Below are 18,649 nucleotides of genomic sequence, written 5' to 3'. Positions count from 1 at the left end.
GATCAGCGCTCCCCTGTGACGCGCTTGCGGATCATGTTGTTAAACAACACCGCAATCAGCAGCATGGAACCAAGGAAGACCAGATACCAGTCCTGATCGATGTTGGTGTAGCTGAGGCCGATCAGCACCATTCCGAAGATGATGGAGCCGAAGAACGCACCAATCGCAGACCCATAACCACCAGTGAGCAGACAGCCACCAATCACCGCTGCAATGATGGCCTCAAACTCCTTCTGGAAGCCACGACGGGCATCGGTGGAGCCTGCATCCATCACGGTGAGGATTGCGACAAGCGCTGCACAACATGCGGTGAACATGAACAGGTACATCTTGACCTTGCGCACCGGAACACCGGAGTTGCTTGCTGCGTTGCTGTCGCCGCCAGCTGCAAAGATCCAGCTGCCATAACGGGAGCGCAGGAGCACCCAGGTGGCCACAAGAGCGAGCAGCAGGAACCAGATGATATCAACCGGAACACCGTCGACCTTTGGTTTGCCGGATTTGAAGGTGTCGATCCAGCCAGATTCCGCCAACCAGTAGAACAGAGGTGTAAACGCTTCGCCGCTGAAGAACTCAGCCAACCACGAGCCTTCAAACTCCTGACGGATGCCACGGAGCTGGGTGGAGCCACCAGTTGCAGCTTTGAGGCCAACCAGAGACAGACCACGCAAGATGAAGAGGAACGCCAGCGTTACAATAAAGGACGGCAGACCTGTGCGGATAACGATCTGCCCGTTGAGGGCACCCATCGCAGCTGCCGCCATGAAGGTGACAATAATCGCTGCAAACAACGGCAGGTCGAAGGTGACCATTGCCGCGCCGAAGATCAGCCCTGTGAACGCAACCATGGATCCAACGGAGAGGTCAAACTCGCCGCCGATCATGAGAAGTGCCGCTCCGATTGCCAGAATGCCGAGCTGGGCAGCAGGCGTCATGAAGTTCATGATCCCCGCAAGGGTGAACATCTTGGAGTCAGCAGTGAAAAGAAAGAAGATTGTTACGAGAGCAAGGCCAGCAATAGCGCCGAGTTCCGGACGCTTCATGAGCCGGGAGATGAGCGAGATTTTTTTTACTCTTTCGTCCGCGCTCTCAACAGCAAGATCGGACATTTTATTTCCCTCAGTTTGCATTGATGAGAGGGATGCGTGCACCCCTCCCATAGCAAAGCTCCTTAGAGCCAGTCACGTATCCTTACCCGAAAACCGAATTTCACTTTTCGGGGATACGTCCTAGCGGATGCCTTGGGCGGACAGCTCAACAACCTGGCCTGCTTTGTCAGCAGTGATCAGGTTTGGACCGGATGGAACGTTGCCACCTGGAATAAGTCCGTACTCTGCATTGAGAGCGAGGAAGATAACTGGCAGGTAGCCCTGCAGGAACTGCTGCTGGTCAATTGCAAATGCTGCTTTGCCGTCAACAACTGCCTGCAGGAAGCCTGCGGACATGTCGAAGGTTGCTACATTTACTTCACCAGTGCGTCCTACAGCTTCAACCGCTGCTACTGCTGGCTCACCCACGAGAGAAGCACCAAGACCCATGATGGTGTCGATGTCTTCGTTGGATTCCAGAGTTGCCTTGATTTTAGCTTCTACTTCTGCCGGATCGTTGTTGGTTGGAACAACGGTCACGTTGCCACCGAAGCCAGCTGCAAAGCCTTCACAACGCAGGTCGAGGGAAACGTTGCCCACTTCCTGATTGACGCAGATGCCGACCTTGCCGCCCATGTCAGCAAGCTTCTTACCTGCTGCTTTACCGGCGTCAAACTCATCCTGACCTACGTGAAGCAGGGTGCCGAAGCTTGCGGACACGTCGCTACCGGAGTTCATGGAGATGACAGGGATGCCAGCTTCCACTGCTTTGGTGATGGATGGACCAAGCGCGTCGCCATCTGGAATGGACACAACAATTCCGTCCGGCTCCTGAACGATGGCTGCATCGATAAGCTGGCTCATAGCCACCATGTCAAAAGTTTCTGGAGCACGGTAAGAAACGTTTGCGCCGCTGTCTTTTGCTGCTTTGTCTACACCGTTTTTAACAACAGACCAGAATGGGTCGTTTGCCTGGCCGTGGCTCACAACAATAATGTCAGCAGCCATTACAGCAGGTGCAGTCATGATCGCAGCAGCAGCTACGAACGCGCGTAAAGTCTTTTTCATATAAACCTCCCAAGATTGGCGCATGCCAATTTTAAGTCAGGGTTTCCCCTAGAAGTCCGGTGTGTATCTCGTCCATAAACACCAGAGTTCGAATGCGTCTCCGCATATATTGTAGTGCTCAGCCGTCCCACGGGCGAAAGCACCCATCCCCTTTTATATCAACGCAAGCCTGTTTGCGGCAAATCCGTGCCGGATCTGCAAGATACAAGGTAGATGGACAGAGCGCGTGTTACCGGCCCTACAATCGTAGAATTCATCCAAATTTTTTCAATTCGGAAAATTCATTCCAAATTTATAGAACGTACATTGCGGTTTTTCAAGTTTTGGAATAGATTTTTTTCATGACACAGAATTTAGATGCAATTAGCCCAGACATTCCCTCGGATTACGAGAGCCTGAAGGCTAGAATAAGTACTCTTTCGGAGAGCATGCCGAAGAGACTTTTGCAGTGCGCACGGTACGCATTAGCAAATCCGGACAGAATCGCTCTTGGCACAACAGCGGAGATTGCCAGCGCTGCAGGCGTGCAGCCGTCTACTCTTGTACGCTTTGCGCAGACTCTGGGGTTTGATGGTTTCTCGCAGATGCAACAGATCTTCCAGGGGCAACTGGTTGGCCGCAGCTCTGAGTATACAGAGCGCCTGACCAAGATCCGTGAAAGCGGAACAAACACCCCTGGCAGCATTCTGGGCAACTTCGTGGAACGCTCCAAACAGTCGCTGGATGATCTGCTGCGGCAGGTGGATACGGTGGCGCTGGAACGCACCATTGAAGCGCTATCAGCTGCAGAAAACATACACTTATTGGGACTTAGACGTGCATACCCAGTGGTTAGCTACCTGCACTATACATTGGGCAAGATGGGCGTCAGAACCAATCTTCTGGAATACACGGGAGGCATTCTGGAAGAGCGCGTTCAGTTCATCAATGAGAACGATGCATTGTTTGTGGCGACCTTCAGCCCCTACTCTCCAGAGGTGGTTGAGTTTGCCAGTAAAGCCTTTGGCCGCGGCGTGGCGGTGGTGTCTTTGACAGACAGTGTTCTGTCTCCAATCGCCCGCGTTTCTTCAACCGTTCTGGAGGTTAATGAGGCAGAGCACGGCGCTTTCCGTTCACTCTCCACAACCATGTGCCTTGCAACTTCTATCGCTGTTGCAGTTGGCGATGCGCGAAAGTGGACCTCCCTCTCCTAGAGTATCTCTAAGGAATCAAAGGGAAGCCCACACAGCACCGAAAATAGAAGAGAGCTTCTCCAAATTTTGGAATGAAGCTCATTCTATTTTGAACATACATTCCACTTGTGATTATTTTTGGAATATGTAATCTTTCAGGAAATGCTAGTACCTGATTGGGAGAATCCGTTGAAATCACTTGATGTCATCACAATCGGCCGGTCATCGGTCGACCTGTATGGAACGCAGGTTGGCAGCCGACTTGAAGACATGTCTTCGTTTAATAAGTATGTCGGCGGCTCACCAACCAATATGTCAGTCGGAACAGCTCGTCTTGGGCTGAAGTCTGCCCTGATCTCCCGCGTAGGGGATGAGCACATGGGCCGCTTCATTCGCGAGCAGCTGGTTAAAGAAGGCGTTTGTGTCGATGGTCTTGTCACCGACAAAGAGCGTCTGACCGCACTTGTTATTCTTGGTATTCGCGACAAAGAACAGTTTCCGCTGATCTTCTATCGCGAGAACTGTGCCGACATGGCGCTGTGCGAAGATGACATTGATCCTGACTTTATTGCCCAAGCAGGGTGTGTGACCGTCACAGGTACGCACCTTTCGCATCCACGCACTGAAGCTGCTGTACTTAAAGCGCTGCGTCTTGCGAAAGAGAACGGCGCGCGCACTGCTCTAGACATTGATTACCGTCCGAACCTCTGGGGTCTTGCTGGTCACGGTGACGGTGAAGAGCGCTTCATCGCCTCTGAGAAAGTGACTGCCGAGCTGCAAAAGCACCTGCACTTGTTTGATCTGATCGTGGGTACGGAAGAAGAATTCCATATCGCAGGCGGTTCCACCGATACGCTTGAAGCCCTGAACGCGGTGCGCAAGGTCAGCAAGGCTGCTCTTGTTTGTAAGCGTGGTCCTATGGGCGCCGTGGTGTTTGAAGATGAGATTGGCGCGAGCCTTGATGACGGCAAGTCCGGTCCGGGCTTCCCGATTGAAGTGTTCAACGTGCTTGGCGCGGGTGATGGTTTCATGTCCGGCCTGCTGCGCGGCTGGCTGAAAGATGAGACCTGGGAAACCACCCTCACCTACGCGAATGCTTGTGGTGCGTTTGCTGTATCCCGTCACGGCTGTGCGCCGGCTTATCCAAGCTGGGAAGAGCTGCAGTGGTTCCTTGAGAACGGGTCCACCGAGCACGCTCTACGCAAAGACAAGAAGCTGGAGCAGATCCACTGGGCGACCAACCGTAAAGGTGACTGGTCCAACATGAAGGTATTTGCCTTCGACCATCGCTCTCAGTTGGAAGACATGGCTGCCAAAGTTGGCGCTTCTGAAGACAAGATCCCTGAGTTCAAAGAGCTTTGCCTCAAAGCTGCTCAGCAGGTTCGCGCAGGTGGTGACGACTACGGCATTCTGTGTGATGGCCGTCTTGGTGAGGAAGCGCTGTTCAAGGCAACCGGTACGGGTCTCTGGATTGGCCGCCCTGTTGAACTGCCGGGTTCCCGTCCGCTGGAGCTGGAGATTGGTCCTGACCTTGGTAGCCAGCTGGCAGAATGGCCAGTTGAGCACGTGGTTAAGGTGCTGTGCTTCTACCATCCTGATGACAGCGCTGAGATGAAAGCGCGTCAGGAAGAGACGATTCTTCGCCTTGCACATGCGTGCCGCGAAAATAATCTGGAGTTTTTGCTGGAAGTCATCCCGTCCAAGGTTGGACCGGTTGATGATGACACCACCGCGACCATCATTCAGCGCTTCTATGATCTGGGTGTCTACCCTGACTGGTGGAAGCTGGAGCCATTGAAGACCGACGCAGGCTGGCAGAAAGCTTGTGACGCGATCGAAAAGAATGACCCTTGGTGCCGCGGTATTGTGGTTCTTGGCCTTGATGCACCGGCTGAAGAGCTCGCAGCGAGCTTTGAGGTTGCAGGCAAGTACGACCTTGTGAAAGGTTTTGCTGTAGGCCGTACTATTTTTGCTGAAGCGGCTGAGAAGTGGCTTGGCGGAAACATTTCTGACGAAGAAGCCATTGCGAACATGGTTGCGAAATTTGAAGGTCTCGGTTCTGTCTGGGAGCAGGCCCGAGCGGATAAGAAAGAAGTTGCATGAGTACGATCAGATTAACAGCCGCACAGGCTCTGGTTCGCTATCTAGCAGCCCAGAAAACGCCTGAGGGAGACAGCTTTATTGCTGGCGTCTGGGCTATTTTTGGTCACGGTAACGTGGCGGGTCTTGGTGAAGCGCTTTATCACGCCCAAGACACGCTACCGACCTATCGCGGTCACAACGAGCAAGGCATGGCCCACGCGGCGATTTCCTATGCCAAAGCGTCTAACCGTCGCCGTGCGATGGCTGTGACCACTTCCATTGGTCCAGGTGCGACTAATATGGTGACCGCTGCGGCTCTGGCTCACGTGAACCGCCTGCCGGTTCTGCTGCTTCCAGGCGATGTGTTTGCAAACCGTGCGCCAGATCCTGTGCTTCAGCAGATCGAAGACTTCCAGGATGGCACCGTCAGCGCAAACGACACTTTCCGCCCTGTGAGCCGTTACTATGACCGCATCCAGCGCCCTGAGCAGCTTCTGACTGCTCTGCCGCGCGCTATGGCGGTTATGACTGATCCGGTTGAGTGTGGTCCTGTAACTCTGGCCATGTGTCAGGATGTGCAGGCAGAAGCGTTTGACTGGCCGCTGAGCTTCTTTGAAGAGCGCACCCTGCACTTCCGCCGCCCTGCACCAGATGCGCTGGAGCTCGAAACTGCAGTTGCTGCTATCCGCGCTGCGAAGAAACCAATGATCATTGCTGGTGGTGGTGTACACTACTCTCTGGCAACGGACGATCTGAAGAGCTTTGCTGAGACACACAACGTACCAGTTGCTGAAACGCAGGCTGGTAAGTCCGCTCTGCCATGGGACCATGAGCTGAATCTGGGCAGTATTGGTGTGACCGGTTCTGCTGCTGCGAACGCAATTGCGGAAGATGCTGATCTGATCATCGCTGTGGGCACCCGCCTGCAGGACTTCACCACAGGCTCCTGGGCGCTGTTTAAGAACCCGGGTCGTCGTATCTTGCAGCTGAACGCAGCCTCTTATGACAGTGGCAAGCACAACGCGCTTCCGCTGGTGTGTGATGCGCGTGTTGGCCTGCAGGCTCTCAGCCAGAACCTGGGCAACTGGAAAGCTGAAACCGATGGTGCGTCTCACCGTGCGACATGGCTCGCAGCTGTAGAGAACGCAACTGCAGCACCTGATGGTGGCAATGAGCTGCCAACTGATGCGCAAGTGATCGGTGCTGTTCAGCGCGCATCCAACGCAGACACCACTGTTGTGTGTGCTGCTGGTGGCCTGCCGGGCGAACTGCACAAGCTTTGGAAGACCGACAAGCCGGGTGGTTACCATCTGGAATACGGCTTCTCCTGCATGGGCTATGAGATTGCCGGCGGTCTTGGCGTTAAGATGGCCAAACCTGAGAATGAAGTGGTCGTCATGGTTGGCGATGGCAGCTACATGATGATGAACTCCGAGCTGGCGACCTCCGTCATGCTGGGTCACAAGATCATCGTGGTTCTGCTGGACAACCGCGGTTACGGCTGCATCAACCGTTTGCAAATGGCGACCGGTGGTGACAACTTCAACAACCTTCTGGATGACGCATACCACGTTGAGCCATCCAACATCGATTTTGCAGCACATGCGGGTGCAATGGGGGCAACCTCTGAGCACGTTAAGAGCATTGAAGAGCTAGGCGAAGCTCTTGAGCGCGCAAAAGCCAGCACCAAGTCCTACTGCATTGTGATCGACACCGATCCGCTGCCAACCATGCCGGAAGGTGGCCATTGGTGGGATGTGGCTGTGCCGGAAGTATCAAAAAGAAAAGAAGTAAATGAAGCTCGCAAGGGCTACGAAAGCGCGCTGACCAATCAGCGTTTGGGGGACTAAGGCCAATGATCCGTTACGGAACCAACCCAATTGCATGGAGCAATGACGACGACCGTACTCTCGGTGCGCACATTTCTCTGGAGCAGTGCCTTAAAGAAGCCGGTGAAATCGGCTTCGACGGCATCGAAAAAGGCCACAAGATGCCAACCGAGCCAGAAGCGCTGAAAGCTGCACTGGCACCACACGGTCTTGCCTTTGTTTCCGGCTGGCATTCTCTGAACCTTCTAGCGCACAGCGTTGAAGACGAGAAGAAGGCGATCCAGCCTCACCTCGACCTGCTGAAAGCTATGGGCTGTAAGGTTTGCATCACCTGCGAAACCTCCAACGCAATCCATGGTGCTGATGACACCGCGCTTGCAGATAAGCCTGTGCTGGCTGACGAGCAGTGGGCAAAGTTTGGTGCGGATGTGGAAGCGATTGCTGCTTACTGCGCTGAACAGGGCATATCCCTCGTTTACCACCACCACATGGGTACTGTGGTACAGACAGGTGAAGAGATCGATCGCTTTATGGAAGTGACCGGCCCGAACACCTACCTGCTGCTGGACACTGGCCATGCATGGTTTGGTGGTGCGGACCCGGTTGAAGTTGCCAAGAAGCATATGGCTCGTGTGCGTCACCTGCACGCGAAGAACGTTCGTCCAACCATCCGTGAGCAGGTTGAAGGCGAGCGCCTGAGCTTCCTAGAAGGCGTGCGCCGCGGTGTATTCACCGTTCCTGGCGATAAAGAAGGCGGCGTTGATTTTGAACCTGTGCTGAAGATTGCAGCTGAGCATGGCTATGAAGGCTGGCTGGTGATTGAAGCAGAGCAGGATCCTGATCAGCGCAATCCGTTCACATACCAGAGCATGGGCCTGAAAGCACTGCGCGAGATGGCTGTAAGCGCTGGTCTTGATAAGAAGGTAGTCGCATGAGCAAGCTTCTCGTAAAACCTAATGGCAAAGAGGGCAAGGTGCATGACATCACGCCTGAAAGCGCCGGTTGGGGCTACGTTGGCTTTGGCCTTTATCATCTGGAGCCAGGCGCAAGCGCCAAGGAACTGATGAAGGGCAAAGAAGCCATTCTGGTTATCGTGGAAGGCAAAGCGACCATCACCTCTGATGGTCAGGACTTTGGCACCCTTGGTGAGCGTAAGAACGTGTTTGAGCGCATCAAGCCATGGTGTGTGTACGTTCCTGCCGGAGCTGAGTGGAGCGCAACCGCTGTTACCAAGCTGACACTGGCTGTATGTACTGCCCCTGCAAAGGACGGCAGCTACCCTGCCCGCGTGATTGGCCCGGATGACATTCCAAGCGTTGAGCGCGGCGTTGGTGCCAACACCCGCTATATCCACCCAATCGCCATGGAAGATCAGGACTTTGCAGAGAGCCTGCTGGTGACTGAGGTTTACACACCTCAGGGCAACTGGTCCTCTTACCCTCCGCATCGTCATGACGAAGATAACTTCCCGGAAATGACCTATCTGGAAGAGACGTACTATCACCGTCTCAACCCGGAGCAGGGTTTCGGCTTCCAGCGTGTGTTCACTGAAGATGGTGAGCTGGATGAAGCGATTGCGATGTCCAGCGGGGATGTTGTGCTTGTACCAAAAGGTCACCACCCATGTGGCTCACCTTATGGCTACGAGATGTACTACCTGAATGTGATGGCTGGCCCGATGCGCAAATGGCGCTTCCAGAACCACCCTGACCACGACTGGATTGCTCAGCGCGACGCAAAACCTGCGGACGCCTGAGGTACTTGATATCCGCATGTTCCCGTAAATTCTTAAGCGGGAGCATGCGTTTAATAAACGCGCCTCCTTTTGGGAGACCCACCAGGCAACTCTGCTGGAGTGCGCGATATAAACGCTGTTGTGAAAGATAAGTTATGACTGTTTCAATTGGCCTGTTGGGAGCTGGCCGTATTGGCAAAACCCACGCAAAAGCTGTGAGCCAGCTTGCAAATGCAAAACTGGCGGCTGTGTACGACCCGTTTGAAGATGCTGCAAAAGAAATCGCAGCTCAGACTGGTGCACGCGTTGATGGTCTGGACGCCATCATGAATGATCCGGCGATTGACGCTGTGATCATCGCAACCCCAACCGATTTGCACGCTGAGCAGATTGAGCAGGCGGCACGCGCTGGTAAGGCAATCTTCTGCGAAAAGCCAATCCATCTGGATGGCGACCGCGTTCGTGAGTGCCTGAAGGTCGTTGAAGAGACCGGCGCAAAGCTGATGGTTGGCTTCAACCGTCGTTTTGATCCGAACTTTGCTGAAGTGAAGCGCCAGATTGAAGCTGGTGTGATTGGTGACGTTGAGATGGTTCAGATCACCTCTCGTGACCCTTCCCCGCCACCAGTCGACTACGTGAAGCGCTCTGGCGGTCTGTTCAAAGACATGATGATCCATGACTTTGACATGGCTCGCTTCCTGCTTGGCGAAGAAGTTGTTGAAGTGAACGCAATGGGCAGCGCGATCGTTTCTGAAGAGATCGGCGCAGCTGGTGACGTGGACACAGCTACTGCAACTTTGAAGACTGCAAGCGGCAAGATCTGCACCATCACCAACTCCCGCCGCGCAACCTATGGCTACGACCAGCGCGTGGAAGTTCACGGTTCCAAAGGCATGGTTTCTGCCGAGAACATGCGCACCACTACTGTGACTGTTGCAAACGGTGAAGGTTACACTGCTGAGCCTCTCATGGACTTCTTCATGGAGCGCTATGAAGCAGCTTACCGCATTGAGCTGACAGCCTTTGTTGACGCGCTGACCAGCGGTTCCGAGATCTCTCCAAACGGTTTCGACGGTTTGAAGGCTCTTGAGCTGGCAGAAGCAGCAACAGCTGAAGTTGCAAAAGCACGCGAGCTGGCAAACGCTTAAGTCTGCTTTCAGATTTGAATATGAGAAGGGCCGATGCATTGCACCGGCCCTTTTTTAGTGTCTCAAAAGTCTAGCTTACGCCATGGCTGCCTGTCTTCGCACTGTCGCGATGCGGAAGCGGTTGGCGACGTAGGCGCCGTCTGTGAGGCTGGCGTTGCCTGCTGGGTTGGCGCCGGTGACGTGGAAGTCAGAATAAGCAGCTGACTGGTTCACGTAGATGTTGCCAGTAAGGTTCACAGAAAGCGGTGCACCTGCCCAGGCATAGGCATCGGTGGCCTTATCAATCACAGCTTCATCCGTTGAATATAGCGCTGCGGTGATGGCACCATGGCTCTTTGCAGAACCGGCTGCACGGGCGATGGCATCGTCGATATCATCACAAGCGATGATGAAGGAGATCGGGCCGAAACGTTCCTGCATGTAGGCTTCTTCGTTCTTGGAATCGACAGCAACAACAGTTGGTGTCGCAGAACGGGCACCGTTCATGCCTTCAACAGGCTCGGATGAGCGGATCACCTTGCCCAGTTTGCCTGCCGCATCGATACGCTCCAGCGTGGCTGGATTCTGTACGGCACCGAGGATCGCTGCTGCACGGGCCGGATCACCGAGGAGCTTGTCCAGCGAGATCTTGATGGCGTCTGCCACTTCCTCAAAGCTCTTCTTGCCGTCATTGGTTTCAATGCCATCACGCGGAACGAAGATATTCTGCGGTGTGGTACACATCTGACCGGAATAGAGCGACAGGGAGAACGCGATGTTGCTGGCCATGCCACGCAGGTTGTCGGTCGACTCGATCGTGATCGCGTTGACGCCTGCCTCTTCAGTGTAGACCAGCGCATCGCCTGCGTTTTCACGCACCCACTCACCAAAGGCATTGGAGCCGGTGAAGTCGATGATCTTCACGGCATCAGCGGTGACCAGTTCCTTGGCTTTTGGTGCGTCAGCGGTATCTGCAGCCAGCAGCAGGACGTTTGGATCGAAGCCTGCTTCTTTCAGCACTTCACGGCCAATCTGAATGGAGATGGCCATTGGCAGGATCGCCATTGGGTGCGGTTTGATGATGACCGGGTTGCCAGTGACAAAGCTTGCGAACATGCCCGGATAGGTGTTCCAGGTTGGGAAGGTCGCACAGCCGATGACCAGCGCAACACCACGAGGTACAACGCGGAATTTCTTGTCCAGCACGATTGGATCATGCTTGCCCTGCGGCTTGGTCCAGGTCACCTCAGTTGGTGTCTGGGTCATCGCGTCATAGGCGTAGGCAACGGCCTCAAGGCCTCTGTCCTGCGCGTGTGGGCCACCTGCCTGGAACGCCATCATGAACGCCTGACCGGAGGTGTGCATCACCGCGTTGGCGATGAGGAAGGACTTTTTGTTGATGCGGTTCAGCATCTCCAGCGCAACGCCAACGCGCTCTTCTACGGATGCTTTGGCCCAGCTCTTACCAGCTTCCTGCGAGGCTTTGACCAGTTCGGCCGGATCAACATCTTCATAGGTGACGCCCAGTTCCTTGCCATAGGGAGACGTTTCGGCGCCGGTCCACTTGCCGTTGGTTGGCTGGCCCAATGCAAATGGCTTGCCGAGAATCCCCTCAAATTCTGCAAGCTGATCGTCTTTTGCTGTTTCGCCATAGATCTTGCCAGAGGCGATCTCAGGGTAAGCAGACCAGTAATCTCTTGATTTACTTGTCTTTACTGCCTGAAAGAGCGTGTCTTTATGTGCTTCAAAAAAGTTACTCATTGTTCCTCCTCGAAAAACCTGCGGCTGCCGCAGTGTTTCTTCGACCAATGTGTGAGTTGAATTCCAATTGACAGCGGTTTCACTTCCAGACAATAATTTACCGACCGGTCAGTCATTTCAAGCAAAAATTGCTAGAACCATCGACCAGCCTACGAAGTGATTAGGTTTTCCAGAGGGCTCTCCTCATGAATTTGGAAGTTCATTGAAGGAGATTCGGTGGTTCACTGGGGAGTGATGACAGATCAAAGAGCACGTTGCGTTCATTTGCATTCACGCATCATGCTCTAACATTTCTTATGAGCGAATTCTTATCGTTTGATTGGAGCGATCAAACGGAACGCGCTCTATTGGAGGGAGAGACCATGAGCGAGACGAGCGTCATTTCCGAGCAGAGCATTCTGGTGGATGTGAAAGACACCTACCATGTGATTACACTGAACCGTCCTGACAAACTGAACTCGTTCAATGACGAGATGCACCGTGCGCTTTATGCCGCACTGGAAGCAGCCGACGCGGATGAGAACTGCCGAGCTATTTTGCTGACAGCGGCGGGCAAAGGGTTCTGCGCAGGGCAGGATCTTGGTGACCGCGTGAAGCCGACACCCGACTCCCCTCCACCGGATCTCACCCAGACCATCGGTGATTTTTATAATCCCCTCATCCGCAAGCTGAAGTCGATTAACATGCCGATCGTGTGTGCGGTCAACGGTGTGGCTGCCGGGGCTGGTGCCAACATCGCCATGGCGTGCGATATCGTGATTGCCTCAGAGAAAGCCAAGTTCATTCAAGCCTTTGCCAAGATCGGGCTGGTGCCGGATTCTGGCGGCACCTACTTCCTGCCCCGTCTCGTAGGCTCTGCCCGGGCGCGCGGGCTTGCCATGCTGGGCACGCCGATCACCGCTGCACAGGCGGAGGAATGGGGCATGATCTGGAAGTGCTCTTCTGCCGAGACGTTTCTGGATGAAGCCACGGCCATGGTTCAGGAGCTTTCTGTTGGGCCGACCATTGGTCTTGGTCTGATCAAGCAGGCGCTTAATGCCTCTGAAGGCAACACGCTGGATGAGCAGCTTGATCTGGAGCGGGATTATCAGGGCGAAGCGGGCCGTACGCCGGATTATCTGGAGGGTGTGACTGCCTTCATGGAAAAGCGGGCCCCGAAGTATTCAGGCAAGCGATAATGAACAAGCAGGAATTGGCGGAGGCCGTTGCGGCCTCCATGTGGGAAGAAGACGAAGCAACACGCGCTCTGGGCATGACGCTGGATGAGATTGCACCGGGCCGTGCTGTGATCTCTATGAAGATCCTTGAGCGCATGACCAATGGGCACAAGACATGCCACGGAGGGTACATTTTTACCCTGGCGGACAGTGCGTTTGCTTTTGCATGCAACAGCCATAACCAGCGTGTTGTGGCGTTTCAATGCTCCATCACTTATCTCGCCCCGGCCTTTGAGGATGATGTTCTGACGGCAACTGCCGAGGAAATTACCGTGCAAGGCCGATCCGGCGTCTACGACATTCATGTGTGCAATCAGGACGGCGCACGCATTGCAGAATTTCGCGGAAACTCGAGGACCATCAAAGGGACGCATATCGAGTTAAGCACCTAATTTATTTGGATGACCAGCATTTGAGGAGGAGAAAATGTTGGAGGTTGAAGAACGCAGGCCAGATCTGGAGTCTATTGAAACGGCTGGACGGGAGGAGCTGCAAGCGCTGCAACTGGAGCGCATGCGCTGGTCAGTTCGCCATGCATATGAGAACGTAAAGTTCTACAAAGACAGTTTTGATGCAGCTGGCGTGCATCCCGATGACTTGCAGAGTCTGGCTGATCTGGCGAAGTTTCCTTTCACCACCAAACAGGATTTGCGCGACAATTATCCGTTCGGGATGTTTGCTGTTCCTGAGGAAGACATATGCCGCATTCATGCATCCTCCGGCACCACAGGCAAGCCGACTGTGGTGGGCTACACCAAAAAGGATATTGAGACCTGGGCGGGTGTTGTTGCCCGTTCCATTCGCGCAGCAGGCGGTAAGCCGGGTGATAAAGTGCACATCGCTTATGGCTACGGGTTGTTCACTGGTGGGCTTGGTGCGCACTACGGTGCTGAAGCCCTTGGCTGTACGGTGATCCCTATGTCTGGCGGTATGACAGAGCGTCAGGTTCGGTTGATTGAGGATTTCAAGCCTGAGATCATCATGGTCACCCCGTCTTATATGCTCTCCATTCTGGATGAGTATCGCAAAGAAGGGCTGGATCCGCGCAAGAGCTCCATCAAGATCGGCATCTTTGGTGCTGAGCCGTGGACCAACTCCATGCGTGAAGAGATCGAACAGGCGTTCGATATGCATGCGGTTGATATCTATGGCCTTTCCGAAGTCATGGGTCCGGGTGTGGCGCAGGAGTGCGTTGATACCAAGGATGGTCTGCACATCTGGGAGGATCACTTTTACCCTGAGATCATTGATCCGGTGACTGGTGAGGTTCTGCCCGACGGATCTGAGGGTGAACTGGTGTTCACTACGCTGACCAAAGAAGGTCTGCCGATCATCCGCTACCGCACCCGCGACCTGACACGCCTGATGCCGGGCACCGCCCGCAAGATGCGGCGTATGGAAAAGGTCACCGGACGGTCTGACGATATGATGATCGTGCGCGGTGTGAACGTGTTCCCAAGCCAGATTGAAGAGCAGATGCTTCGCTGTGATGGTCTCTCCCCTCACTATCAGATCGAGCTGGCCCGCAAAGGTCGCATGGATCAGCTGATGGTGAAGGTGGAAGCGGCTGCCCATGCCACCTCTGATGCAGATCGTCTGGCGAGTGCGAAAGAGCTGGCGGTTCATGTGAAAAACAACATCGGAATTTCGGTTGGGGTAGACGTGGGCCTGCCAAATTCCATAGAACGAAGCCAAGGCAAGGCCAAGCGGGTTGTGGACCTGCGGCCTAAAGAAGACTAACGGACTACTGAGAATGGCGCGCACCAGAGCAGCGGATTATGACGATAAACGCAAATCCATCTTGAAGTTATCGGCGCGCGCCTTCGCGCAGCATGGCTACGACAAAACATCCATGGCGCAGATCGCCAAGATCTGCGGCTTCTCCAAGGCTTTGCTCTATCACTACTATGAGAACAAAGAGACGCTGCTGATTGACATTATCAGTGCGCACCTTGAGGAGCTCGTAGATGCGGTGGAGAGTGCCGGTCAGGCGGAGCAAGAGCCACTGGAGCGTTTGCGTAGCCTGTGCCGTGCTTTGATGATGGCCTATGAGGACGCAGATTCAGAGCACAAGCTGCAGATCAACGAGCTTTCGTTTCTTCCAACCGAGAAGAAGCAGGACATCATTGAACTGGAGCGCAAGTTGGTTGCGATCTTTGCTGATGCTGTGGCTGCCACCAATCCGCAGTTTGGTGATGGCGACGCGCTGATCAAGCCCGTCACCATGAGCCTGTTTGGCATGCTCAACTGGTCTTACCTCTGGTTTAAACCGGGGGGCGACCTGAGCCGCGAAGGCTATGCGGATCTGGTGGTGCAGCTTCTGCTGAATGGCTCGCGTTCCATTCAGGGAACTGCGGCGAGCTGATCTCCCCTACCCTTAATCTGATTTTACCAATGCCTGCGCGGTGAGCTGCTGCATCATGTCTATGTAGCGGTCTTGCGTCCAGTTGCAGGTGATACGCAGCTGTTCCCAGTTGCGCACCGAAAGGAGCGTGAGGAGCAAATCGGTTGCTTCTTCTTCGCTCATTTTATCCGTTAGCTTGCCATCAGATTTCAGTGCCTGCACCGCCTTTTCGCAGCCATCGCGGATGGCGAGGATTCGGTCATTCCAGGCTGCTGCGGCTTCTTCATCCGTCTCCTGCATGGCCATGAGCGCCTTGGCCACACCAAAAATCGTCGGGATGTAATTGCCCCAGGTCTCGACCCAGGCCTCCAGTCTTTCCGTGCCGGATGCTGCACTCCGGCTTTTGGCCAGCTTTGCATCGATATCGTGCACTTCATCCAGATAACGCGTTGTGGCAGTGAGCAAATCTGCGCGATTGGGAAAGTGCAGATAGAGCGCCTGACGGCTAATTTTGGCGGCCTTTGCAATATCTGACATGCGCACAGCATTGCCATTCCCTGCTTCTAGCAATTGCCAGGTGGACTTCAGGATACGATCTCGGGTGGGAATATTCTGACTTGACATGGTGTCAATATAGATGCGATTGACATGATGTCAACTTGACACCATGTAAAGTTTGAAAGGCATGACAATGAAAACGATCATATTTGGTGCGACAGGCACCGTTGGCAGGCTCGCCACAGAGAGGATGTTGGCAGATGGGCACAGGGTGACGGCCTTTGCCCGCACACCCGGCAAGCTGAAGATTGAGCATGAAAACCTGACGTTTCTGGCAGGCAATGCAGCCTCTGCTGAGGAGGTTGCAGCAGCAGTTGAAGGGCATGAGGCGGTGGTGATTACGCTGGGAGCCGGCATGTCGCGCAGCAGCACGATCCGGTCAGACGGCACCCGCAATGTCATTCTGGGCATGCAAAAGCACGGGGTGAAGCGGCTGGTTTGTCAGTCCACCCTTGGGGCGCATGAGAGCTGGGCGAACCTCAACTTCTTCTGGAAGCGGATCATGTTTGGTGCGTTGTTGCGGCCTGTGTTCAAAGACCATGAACTGCAGGAGGAGCTTGTGCGGGTGAGCGGTCTGGACTGGACCATCGTGCGGCCCAGCGCGTTTGCTCCAGAGCTGGCAACCGGCAGCTACAAAGAGAACTTCCCCGCATCTGAACCGCGCTTGTCGCTGAAGATTAACCCAGCAGACATCGCCGGTTTTCTCAGTCGCCAGCTTTCTGATGCGCAGTACCTTCGCCGTGCCGTGGGGATTTCCACCTGAGGCGTGCGGTCAGATCAGAGGGCCTTGCAGATGCCGCTGCTGTCATAGACCTCTTCAGCCGCCAAAACGGCTTCCCATTTACTGAGACGGTGTCCGTCTTCGATGAACTCCCGACCTTCGGACACCACATAGTACCAGCCTATCGCACCGTTCTCCTGGGTGAAGCGGTCAACTCGCATGCAGATCTCGGGATTGTCGGGGACGCGGCCAATGCCTCTGCCATCGCCGATCTTTGCTCCTTCAGCAGGGCCCCAGATGTATTTCGGTTTTCTCATTTCTTCTCTTTCAGGTGGTTGCGCTGTGAGCGAGCCAACATAATGACAGTAAGCGATCTGAGAGGAGATGGTGCCAAGCGCCTTTGTTGCTTCTCCGCCAGATGCTCTCACATAGGCTTTATGCAAAATCTGCCATTGCCACATGAGGCATGGCGGCATTGCCAGCTCTTCCCAAAGCAAGATTGCGACTTCGAAGGACAGCAGCGAGCCGCCAACAAACATGTTTCTCTGGCCGTCCCTCTCCTTCCAATAGAACCCAGGTAGCCATTGCATCTCCAGCTCCATTTGTTCACTTTATGTTCTATATCGCATTATATGGCGAAGCAAACCAGCAAATTCCGCTGATGCGCTGCCTAGGCTTTGGCGAAATGCAGGTGACAGTAAAAATGCTGCTTGCAAGACTCTTCGATTTTTCCGAGAGTTACGGCAAGACTCAAGGAATGGCCCCACATGAAAACAGAACGTGAAAAAATGGAGGCAGGTGAGTGGTACACCTGCATTGATGATGAACTAGAGGCAATGCGGCAGGCGGCCTATCGCGCCGTGCATGAACATCGCACGCTGCACCCAAGTGAACGTGGGCTGATCAGCCCTGCCCTACGTGGTTTGCTTGGCAGTGCCACGGACAGCACGATCATCGAAACACCGTTCCATTGCTCCTATGGCGTCAACATTCATCTGGAAGAGAGGGTCTTCCTCAACGCAGGCTGCACAATTCTGGACAGCGCCACGGTGCGGATTGGGGCGCAGACCATGCTGGGGCCGAATGTGCAGATCTATTGCGCGCAGCACCATAAGGATGCAGAGAAACGCTGTGCCGGGTTGGAGGTTGCCAAGCCGGTGACCATCGGCAAACGCGTCTGGATTGGCGGGGCTGCGATCATCATGCCGGGCGTGACAATTGGCGATGAGGCCATTGTTGGTGCTGGCAGCGTGGTGACCAAGGACGTGCCTGCCGGGGCAACCGTGGTGGGCAATCCCGCTCGCATTCGCGGGTAAAGCAACGGCTGCCGGGGTGTATCCCAGCAGCCATCTCTTGTTTCTATCAGGCCTTCAGCGCCTGAGGCGTTTCTTCTGCCTCGGAAGATACTTTTCGCTTGCCGAACCACATTCTGCTGAACAATCGATCCTTCAGGATAAACTGGTGGAAGGCCCATCCGCCGATGTGCAGCAGGATCAGCGCGCTCAGTAAGGTGGCAATCACTCCGTGGGCGACGCGTGCCGGATAGATCATCAGGTCTGCCGGGAGTGCCTGGCCAGAGCCGCCAAATGCGATTGCGAAGAGATCTGCGTTTATGGCCATGGTCAGGCCTGAGACAACCATCGCTGCAATGAGCAGGTAAAGCGCCCAGTGCGCCAGCCCAGCGAGCGTGTTGAGGGCGGCGTTGCCCGCGTCAGCCTTGCGGGGTTTGCTCGTCACAAAGCGGGTGATGAGGCGCAGGATGATCAGCACCCCAACCGTCATGCCCCAGATCATATGCCCTGTCATGCCCGTCAGCTTTTCCGGGTCTGCGTTATCCATTTCGGCCAGCATGGGGCCTCCCACCACCAGTGCCATGAAAATCATAAGGGCGACAATCCAGTGCAAGGTAACCAAAACCGGGTGATATCGAGTTGTCATTGCATGCTC

At 54.6% G+C, this 18,649-nt stretch carries 18 protein-coding genes; 12 read left to right on the top strand and 6 right to left on the bottom strand.

Annotated features, from left to right (window positions below; genetic code table 11):
- Window positions 1-2: 2 nt before the first annotated feature.
- Both AC3CB2_RS02220 and AC3CB2_RS02215 read right to left on the bottom strand, forming a co-directional pair.
- Complete coding sequence (locus tag AC3CB2_RS02220; RefSeq protein WP_075700498.1) at window positions 3-1,109, bottom strand: ABC transporter permease; 1,107 nt, start codon at window positions 1,107-1,109, stop codon at window positions 3-5.
- A gap of 120 nt (window positions 1,110-1,229) precedes the next feature.
- Window positions 1,230-2,156 (bottom strand): sugar ABC transporter substrate-binding protein, encoded by a 927-nt coding sequence (locus tag AC3CB2_RS02215; protein ID WP_008549715.1) that lies wholly within the window; start codon window positions 2,154-2,156, stop codon window positions 1,230-1,232.
- A gap of 341 nt (window positions 2,157-2,497) precedes the next feature.
- On the opposite strand from AC3CB2_RS02215, the gene AC3CB2_RS02210 reads away from it, so the two are divergent.
- The 6 genes from AC3CB2_RS02210 to iolG all read left to right on the top strand — a co-directional run bounded on the left by AC3CB2_RS02210 (window position 2,498) and on the right by iolG (window position 10,122).
- The gene (locus tag AC3CB2_RS02210; protein ID WP_008549568.1) at window positions 2,498-3,349 is read left to right on the top strand and encodes a MurR/RpiR family transcriptional regulator; all 852 of its coding nucleotides are present in this window, start codon (window positions 2,498-2,500) and stop codon (window positions 3,347-3,349) included.
- A gap of 168 nt (window positions 3,350-3,517) precedes the next feature.
- Complete coding sequence (locus AC3CB2_RS02205; protein WP_488390218.1) at window positions 3,518-5,431, top strand: bifunctional 5-dehydro-2-deoxygluconokinase/5-dehydro-2-deoxyphosphogluconate aldolase; 1,914 nt, start codon at window positions 3,518-3,520, stop codon at window positions 5,429-5,431.
- Window positions 5,428-7,260, top strand: a complete 1,833-nt coding sequence (gene iolD, locus AC3CB2_RS02200) for a 3D-(3,5/4)-trihydroxycyclohexane-1,2-dione acylhydrolase (decyclizing) (protein WP_352931183.1) — start codon at window positions 5,428-5,430, stop codon at window positions 7,258-7,260. Before AC3CB2_RS02205 ends, iolD begins: the two co-directional genes overlap by 4 nt.
- 5 nt (window positions 7,261-7,265) lie before the next feature.
- Entirely contained in the window at window positions 7,266-8,174 is a 909-nt protein-coding gene (iolE, locus tag AC3CB2_RS02195; RefSeq protein ID WP_014284513.1) for a myo-inosose-2 dehydratase, read from the top strand.
- Window positions 8,171-8,995, top strand: coding sequence for a 5-deoxy-glucuronate isomerase (gene iolB, locus AC3CB2_RS02190; protein ID WP_014284512.1), 825 nt, complete (start codon window positions 8,171-8,173; stop codon window positions 8,993-8,995). The genes iolE and iolB overlap by 4 nt, the downstream gene beginning before the upstream one ends.
- A gap of 134 nt (window positions 8,996-9,129) precedes the next feature.
- A complete protein-coding gene (gene iolG / locus AC3CB2_RS02185; RefSeq protein WP_008549805.1) occupies window positions 9,130-10,122 on the top strand; it encodes an inositol 2-dehydrogenase in 993 nt (330 codons plus the stop codon).
- A gap of 75 nt (window positions 10,123-10,197) precedes the next feature.
- On the opposite strand, the gene paaN is transcribed toward iolG, so the two are convergent.
- A complete protein-coding gene (paaN, locus tag AC3CB2_RS02180; RefSeq protein WP_352931185.1) occupies window positions 10,198-11,862 on the bottom strand; it encodes a phenylacetic acid degradation protein PaaN in 1,665 nt (554 codons plus the stop codon).
- A gap of 362 nt (window positions 11,863-12,224) precedes the next feature.
- Here paaN and paaG point away from each other — a divergent pair, with 362 nt between their 5' ends.
- Genes paaG through AC3CB2_RS02160 form a run of 4 tightly spaced genes read left to right on the top strand, consistent with a single transcriptional unit; the run spans window position 12,225 to window position 15,444 of the window.
- Window positions 12,225-13,040, top strand: coding sequence for a 2-(1,2-epoxy-1,2-dihydrophenyl)acetyl-CoA isomerase PaaG (gene paaG, locus AC3CB2_RS02175; protein WP_352931187.1), 816 nt, complete (start codon window positions 12,225-12,227; stop codon window positions 13,038-13,040).
- Complete coding sequence (gene paaI, locus AC3CB2_RS02170; RefSeq protein WP_352931189.1) at window positions 13,040-13,471, top strand: hydroxyphenylacetyl-CoA thioesterase PaaI; 432 nt, start codon at window positions 13,040-13,042, stop codon at window positions 13,469-13,471. Before paaG ends, paaI begins: the two co-directional genes overlap by 1 nt.
- A 34-nt stretch (window positions 13,472-13,505) precedes the next feature.
- A complete protein-coding gene (gene paaK / locus AC3CB2_RS02165) occupies window positions 13,506-14,819 on the top strand; it encodes a phenylacetate--CoA ligase PaaK (protein WP_352931191.1) in 1,314 nt (437 codons plus the stop codon).
- A 13-nt stretch (window positions 14,820-14,832) separates the two neighbouring features.
- A complete protein-coding gene (locus tag AC3CB2_RS02160; protein ID WP_008549518.1) occupies window positions 14,833-15,444 on the top strand; it encodes a TetR/AcrR family transcriptional regulator in 612 nt (203 codons plus the stop codon).
- Between the two features lie 12 nt (window positions 15,445-15,456).
- On the opposite strand, the gene AC3CB2_RS02155 is transcribed toward AC3CB2_RS02160, so the two are convergent.
- Window positions 15,457-16,047, bottom strand: coding sequence for a TetR/AcrR family transcriptional regulator (locus AC3CB2_RS02155; protein ID WP_352931193.1), 591 nt, complete (start codon window positions 16,045-16,047; stop codon window positions 15,457-15,459).
- Between the two features lie 67 nt (window positions 16,048-16,114).
- Here AC3CB2_RS02155 and AC3CB2_RS02150 point away from each other — a divergent pair, with 67 nt between their 5' ends.
- Window positions 16,115-16,744 carry an NAD(P)-dependent oxidoreductase gene (locus tag AC3CB2_RS02150; RefSeq protein ID WP_352931195.1) on the top strand — a complete coding sequence of 210 codons (630 nt, stop codon included), beginning with the start codon at window positions 16,115-16,117 and terminating at the stop codon, window positions 16,742-16,744.
- Window positions 16,745-16,758: 14 nt separating this feature from the next.
- Here AC3CB2_RS02150 and AC3CB2_RS02145 read toward each other — a convergent pair whose 3' ends face one another.
- Window positions 16,759-17,292: a hypothetical protein gene (locus tag AC3CB2_RS02145; protein ID WP_352931197.1), complete on the bottom strand. Its 534-nt coding sequence runs from the start codon at window positions 17,290-17,292 to the stop codon at window positions 16,759-16,761.
- A 177-nt stretch (window positions 17,293-17,469) separates the two neighbouring features.
- Between AC3CB2_RS02145 and AC3CB2_RS02140 the strand changes: the two genes are divergently transcribed.
- The gene (locus AC3CB2_RS02140) at window positions 17,470-18,018 is read left to right on the top strand and encodes a sugar O-acetyltransferase (RefSeq protein ID WP_008549638.1); all 549 of its coding nucleotides are present in this window, start codon (window positions 17,470-17,472) and stop codon (window positions 18,016-18,018) included.
- 46 nt (window positions 18,019-18,064) lie between these two features.
- Here AC3CB2_RS02140 and AC3CB2_RS02135 read toward each other — a convergent pair whose 3' ends face one another.
- The gene (locus tag AC3CB2_RS02135) at window positions 18,065-18,640 is read right to left on the bottom strand and encodes a cytochrome b (protein WP_352931199.1); all 576 of its coding nucleotides are present in this window, start codon (window positions 18,638-18,640) and stop codon (window positions 18,065-18,067) included.
- Between the last annotated feature and the right edge of the window lie 9 nt (window positions 18,641-18,649).

The sequence above is a fragment of the Pseudovibrio sp. SCP20 genome (genome assembly GCF_057774105.1).
Note: the sequence above shows the minus strand (reverse complement) of the source record. Positions and strands in the feature narration are given on the sequence as shown.

Coding starts and splice junctions, on each gene's coding strand:
- iolB (WP_014284512.1), top strand. CDS start 8,171: ATGAGCAAGCTTCTCGTAAAACCTAATGGCAAAGAGGGCAAGGTGCAT.
- AC3CB2_RS02135 (WP_352931199.1), bottom strand. CDS start 18,640: ATGACAACTCGATATCACCCGGTTTTGGTTACCTTGCACTGGATTGTC.
- AC3CB2_RS02215 (WP_008549715.1), bottom strand. CDS start 2,156: ATGAAAAAGACTTTACGCGCGTTCGTAGCTGCTGCTGCGATCATGACT.
- AC3CB2_RS02160 (WP_008549518.1), top strand. CDS start 14,833: ATGGCGCGCACCAGAGCAGCGGATTATGACGATAAACGCAAATCCATC.
- AC3CB2_RS02145 (WP_352931197.1), bottom strand. CDS start 17,292: ATGCAATGGCTACCTGGGTTCTATTGGAAGGAGAGGGACGGCCAGAGA.
- AC3CB2_RS02140 (WP_008549638.1), top strand. CDS start 17,470: ATGAAAACAGAACGTGAAAAAATGGAGGCAGGTGAGTGGTACACCTGC.
- AC3CB2_RS02220 (WP_075700498.1), bottom strand. CDS start 1,109: ATGTCCGATCTTGCTGTTGAGAGCGCGGACGAAAGAGTAAAAAAAATC.
- paaK (WP_352931191.1), top strand. CDS start 13,506: ATGTTGGAGGTTGAAGAACGCAGGCCAGATCTGGAGTCTATTGAAACG.
- iolG (WP_008549805.1), top strand. CDS start 9,130: ATGACTGTTTCAATTGGCCTGTTGGGAGCTGGCCGTATTGGCAAAACC.
- iolD (WP_352931183.1), top strand. CDS start 5,428: ATGAGTACGATCAGATTAACAGCCGCACAGGCTCTGGTTCGCTATCTA.
- iolE (WP_014284513.1), top strand. CDS start 7,266: ATGATCCGTTACGGAACCAACCCAATTGCATGGAGCAATGACGACGAC.
- AC3CB2_RS02210 (WP_008549568.1), top strand. CDS start 2,498: ATGACACAGAATTTAGATGCAATTAGCCCAGACATTCCCTCGGATTAC.
- AC3CB2_RS02155 (WP_352931193.1), bottom strand. CDS start 16,047: ATGTCAAGTCAGAATATTCCCACCCGAGATCGTATCCTGAAGTCCACC.
- paaI (WP_352931189.1), top strand. CDS start 13,040: ATGAACAAGCAGGAATTGGCGGAGGCCGTTGCGGCCTCCATGTGGGAA.
- paaG (WP_352931187.1), top strand. CDS start 12,225: ATGAGCGAGACGAGCGTCATTTCCGAGCAGAGCATTCTGGTGGATGTG.
- AC3CB2_RS02150 (WP_352931195.1), top strand. CDS start 16,115: ATGAAAACGATCATATTTGGTGCGACAGGCACCGTTGGCAGGCTCGCC.
- paaN (WP_352931185.1), bottom strand. CDS start 11,862: ATGAGTAACTTTTTTGAAGCACATAAAGACACGCTCTTTCAGGCAGTA.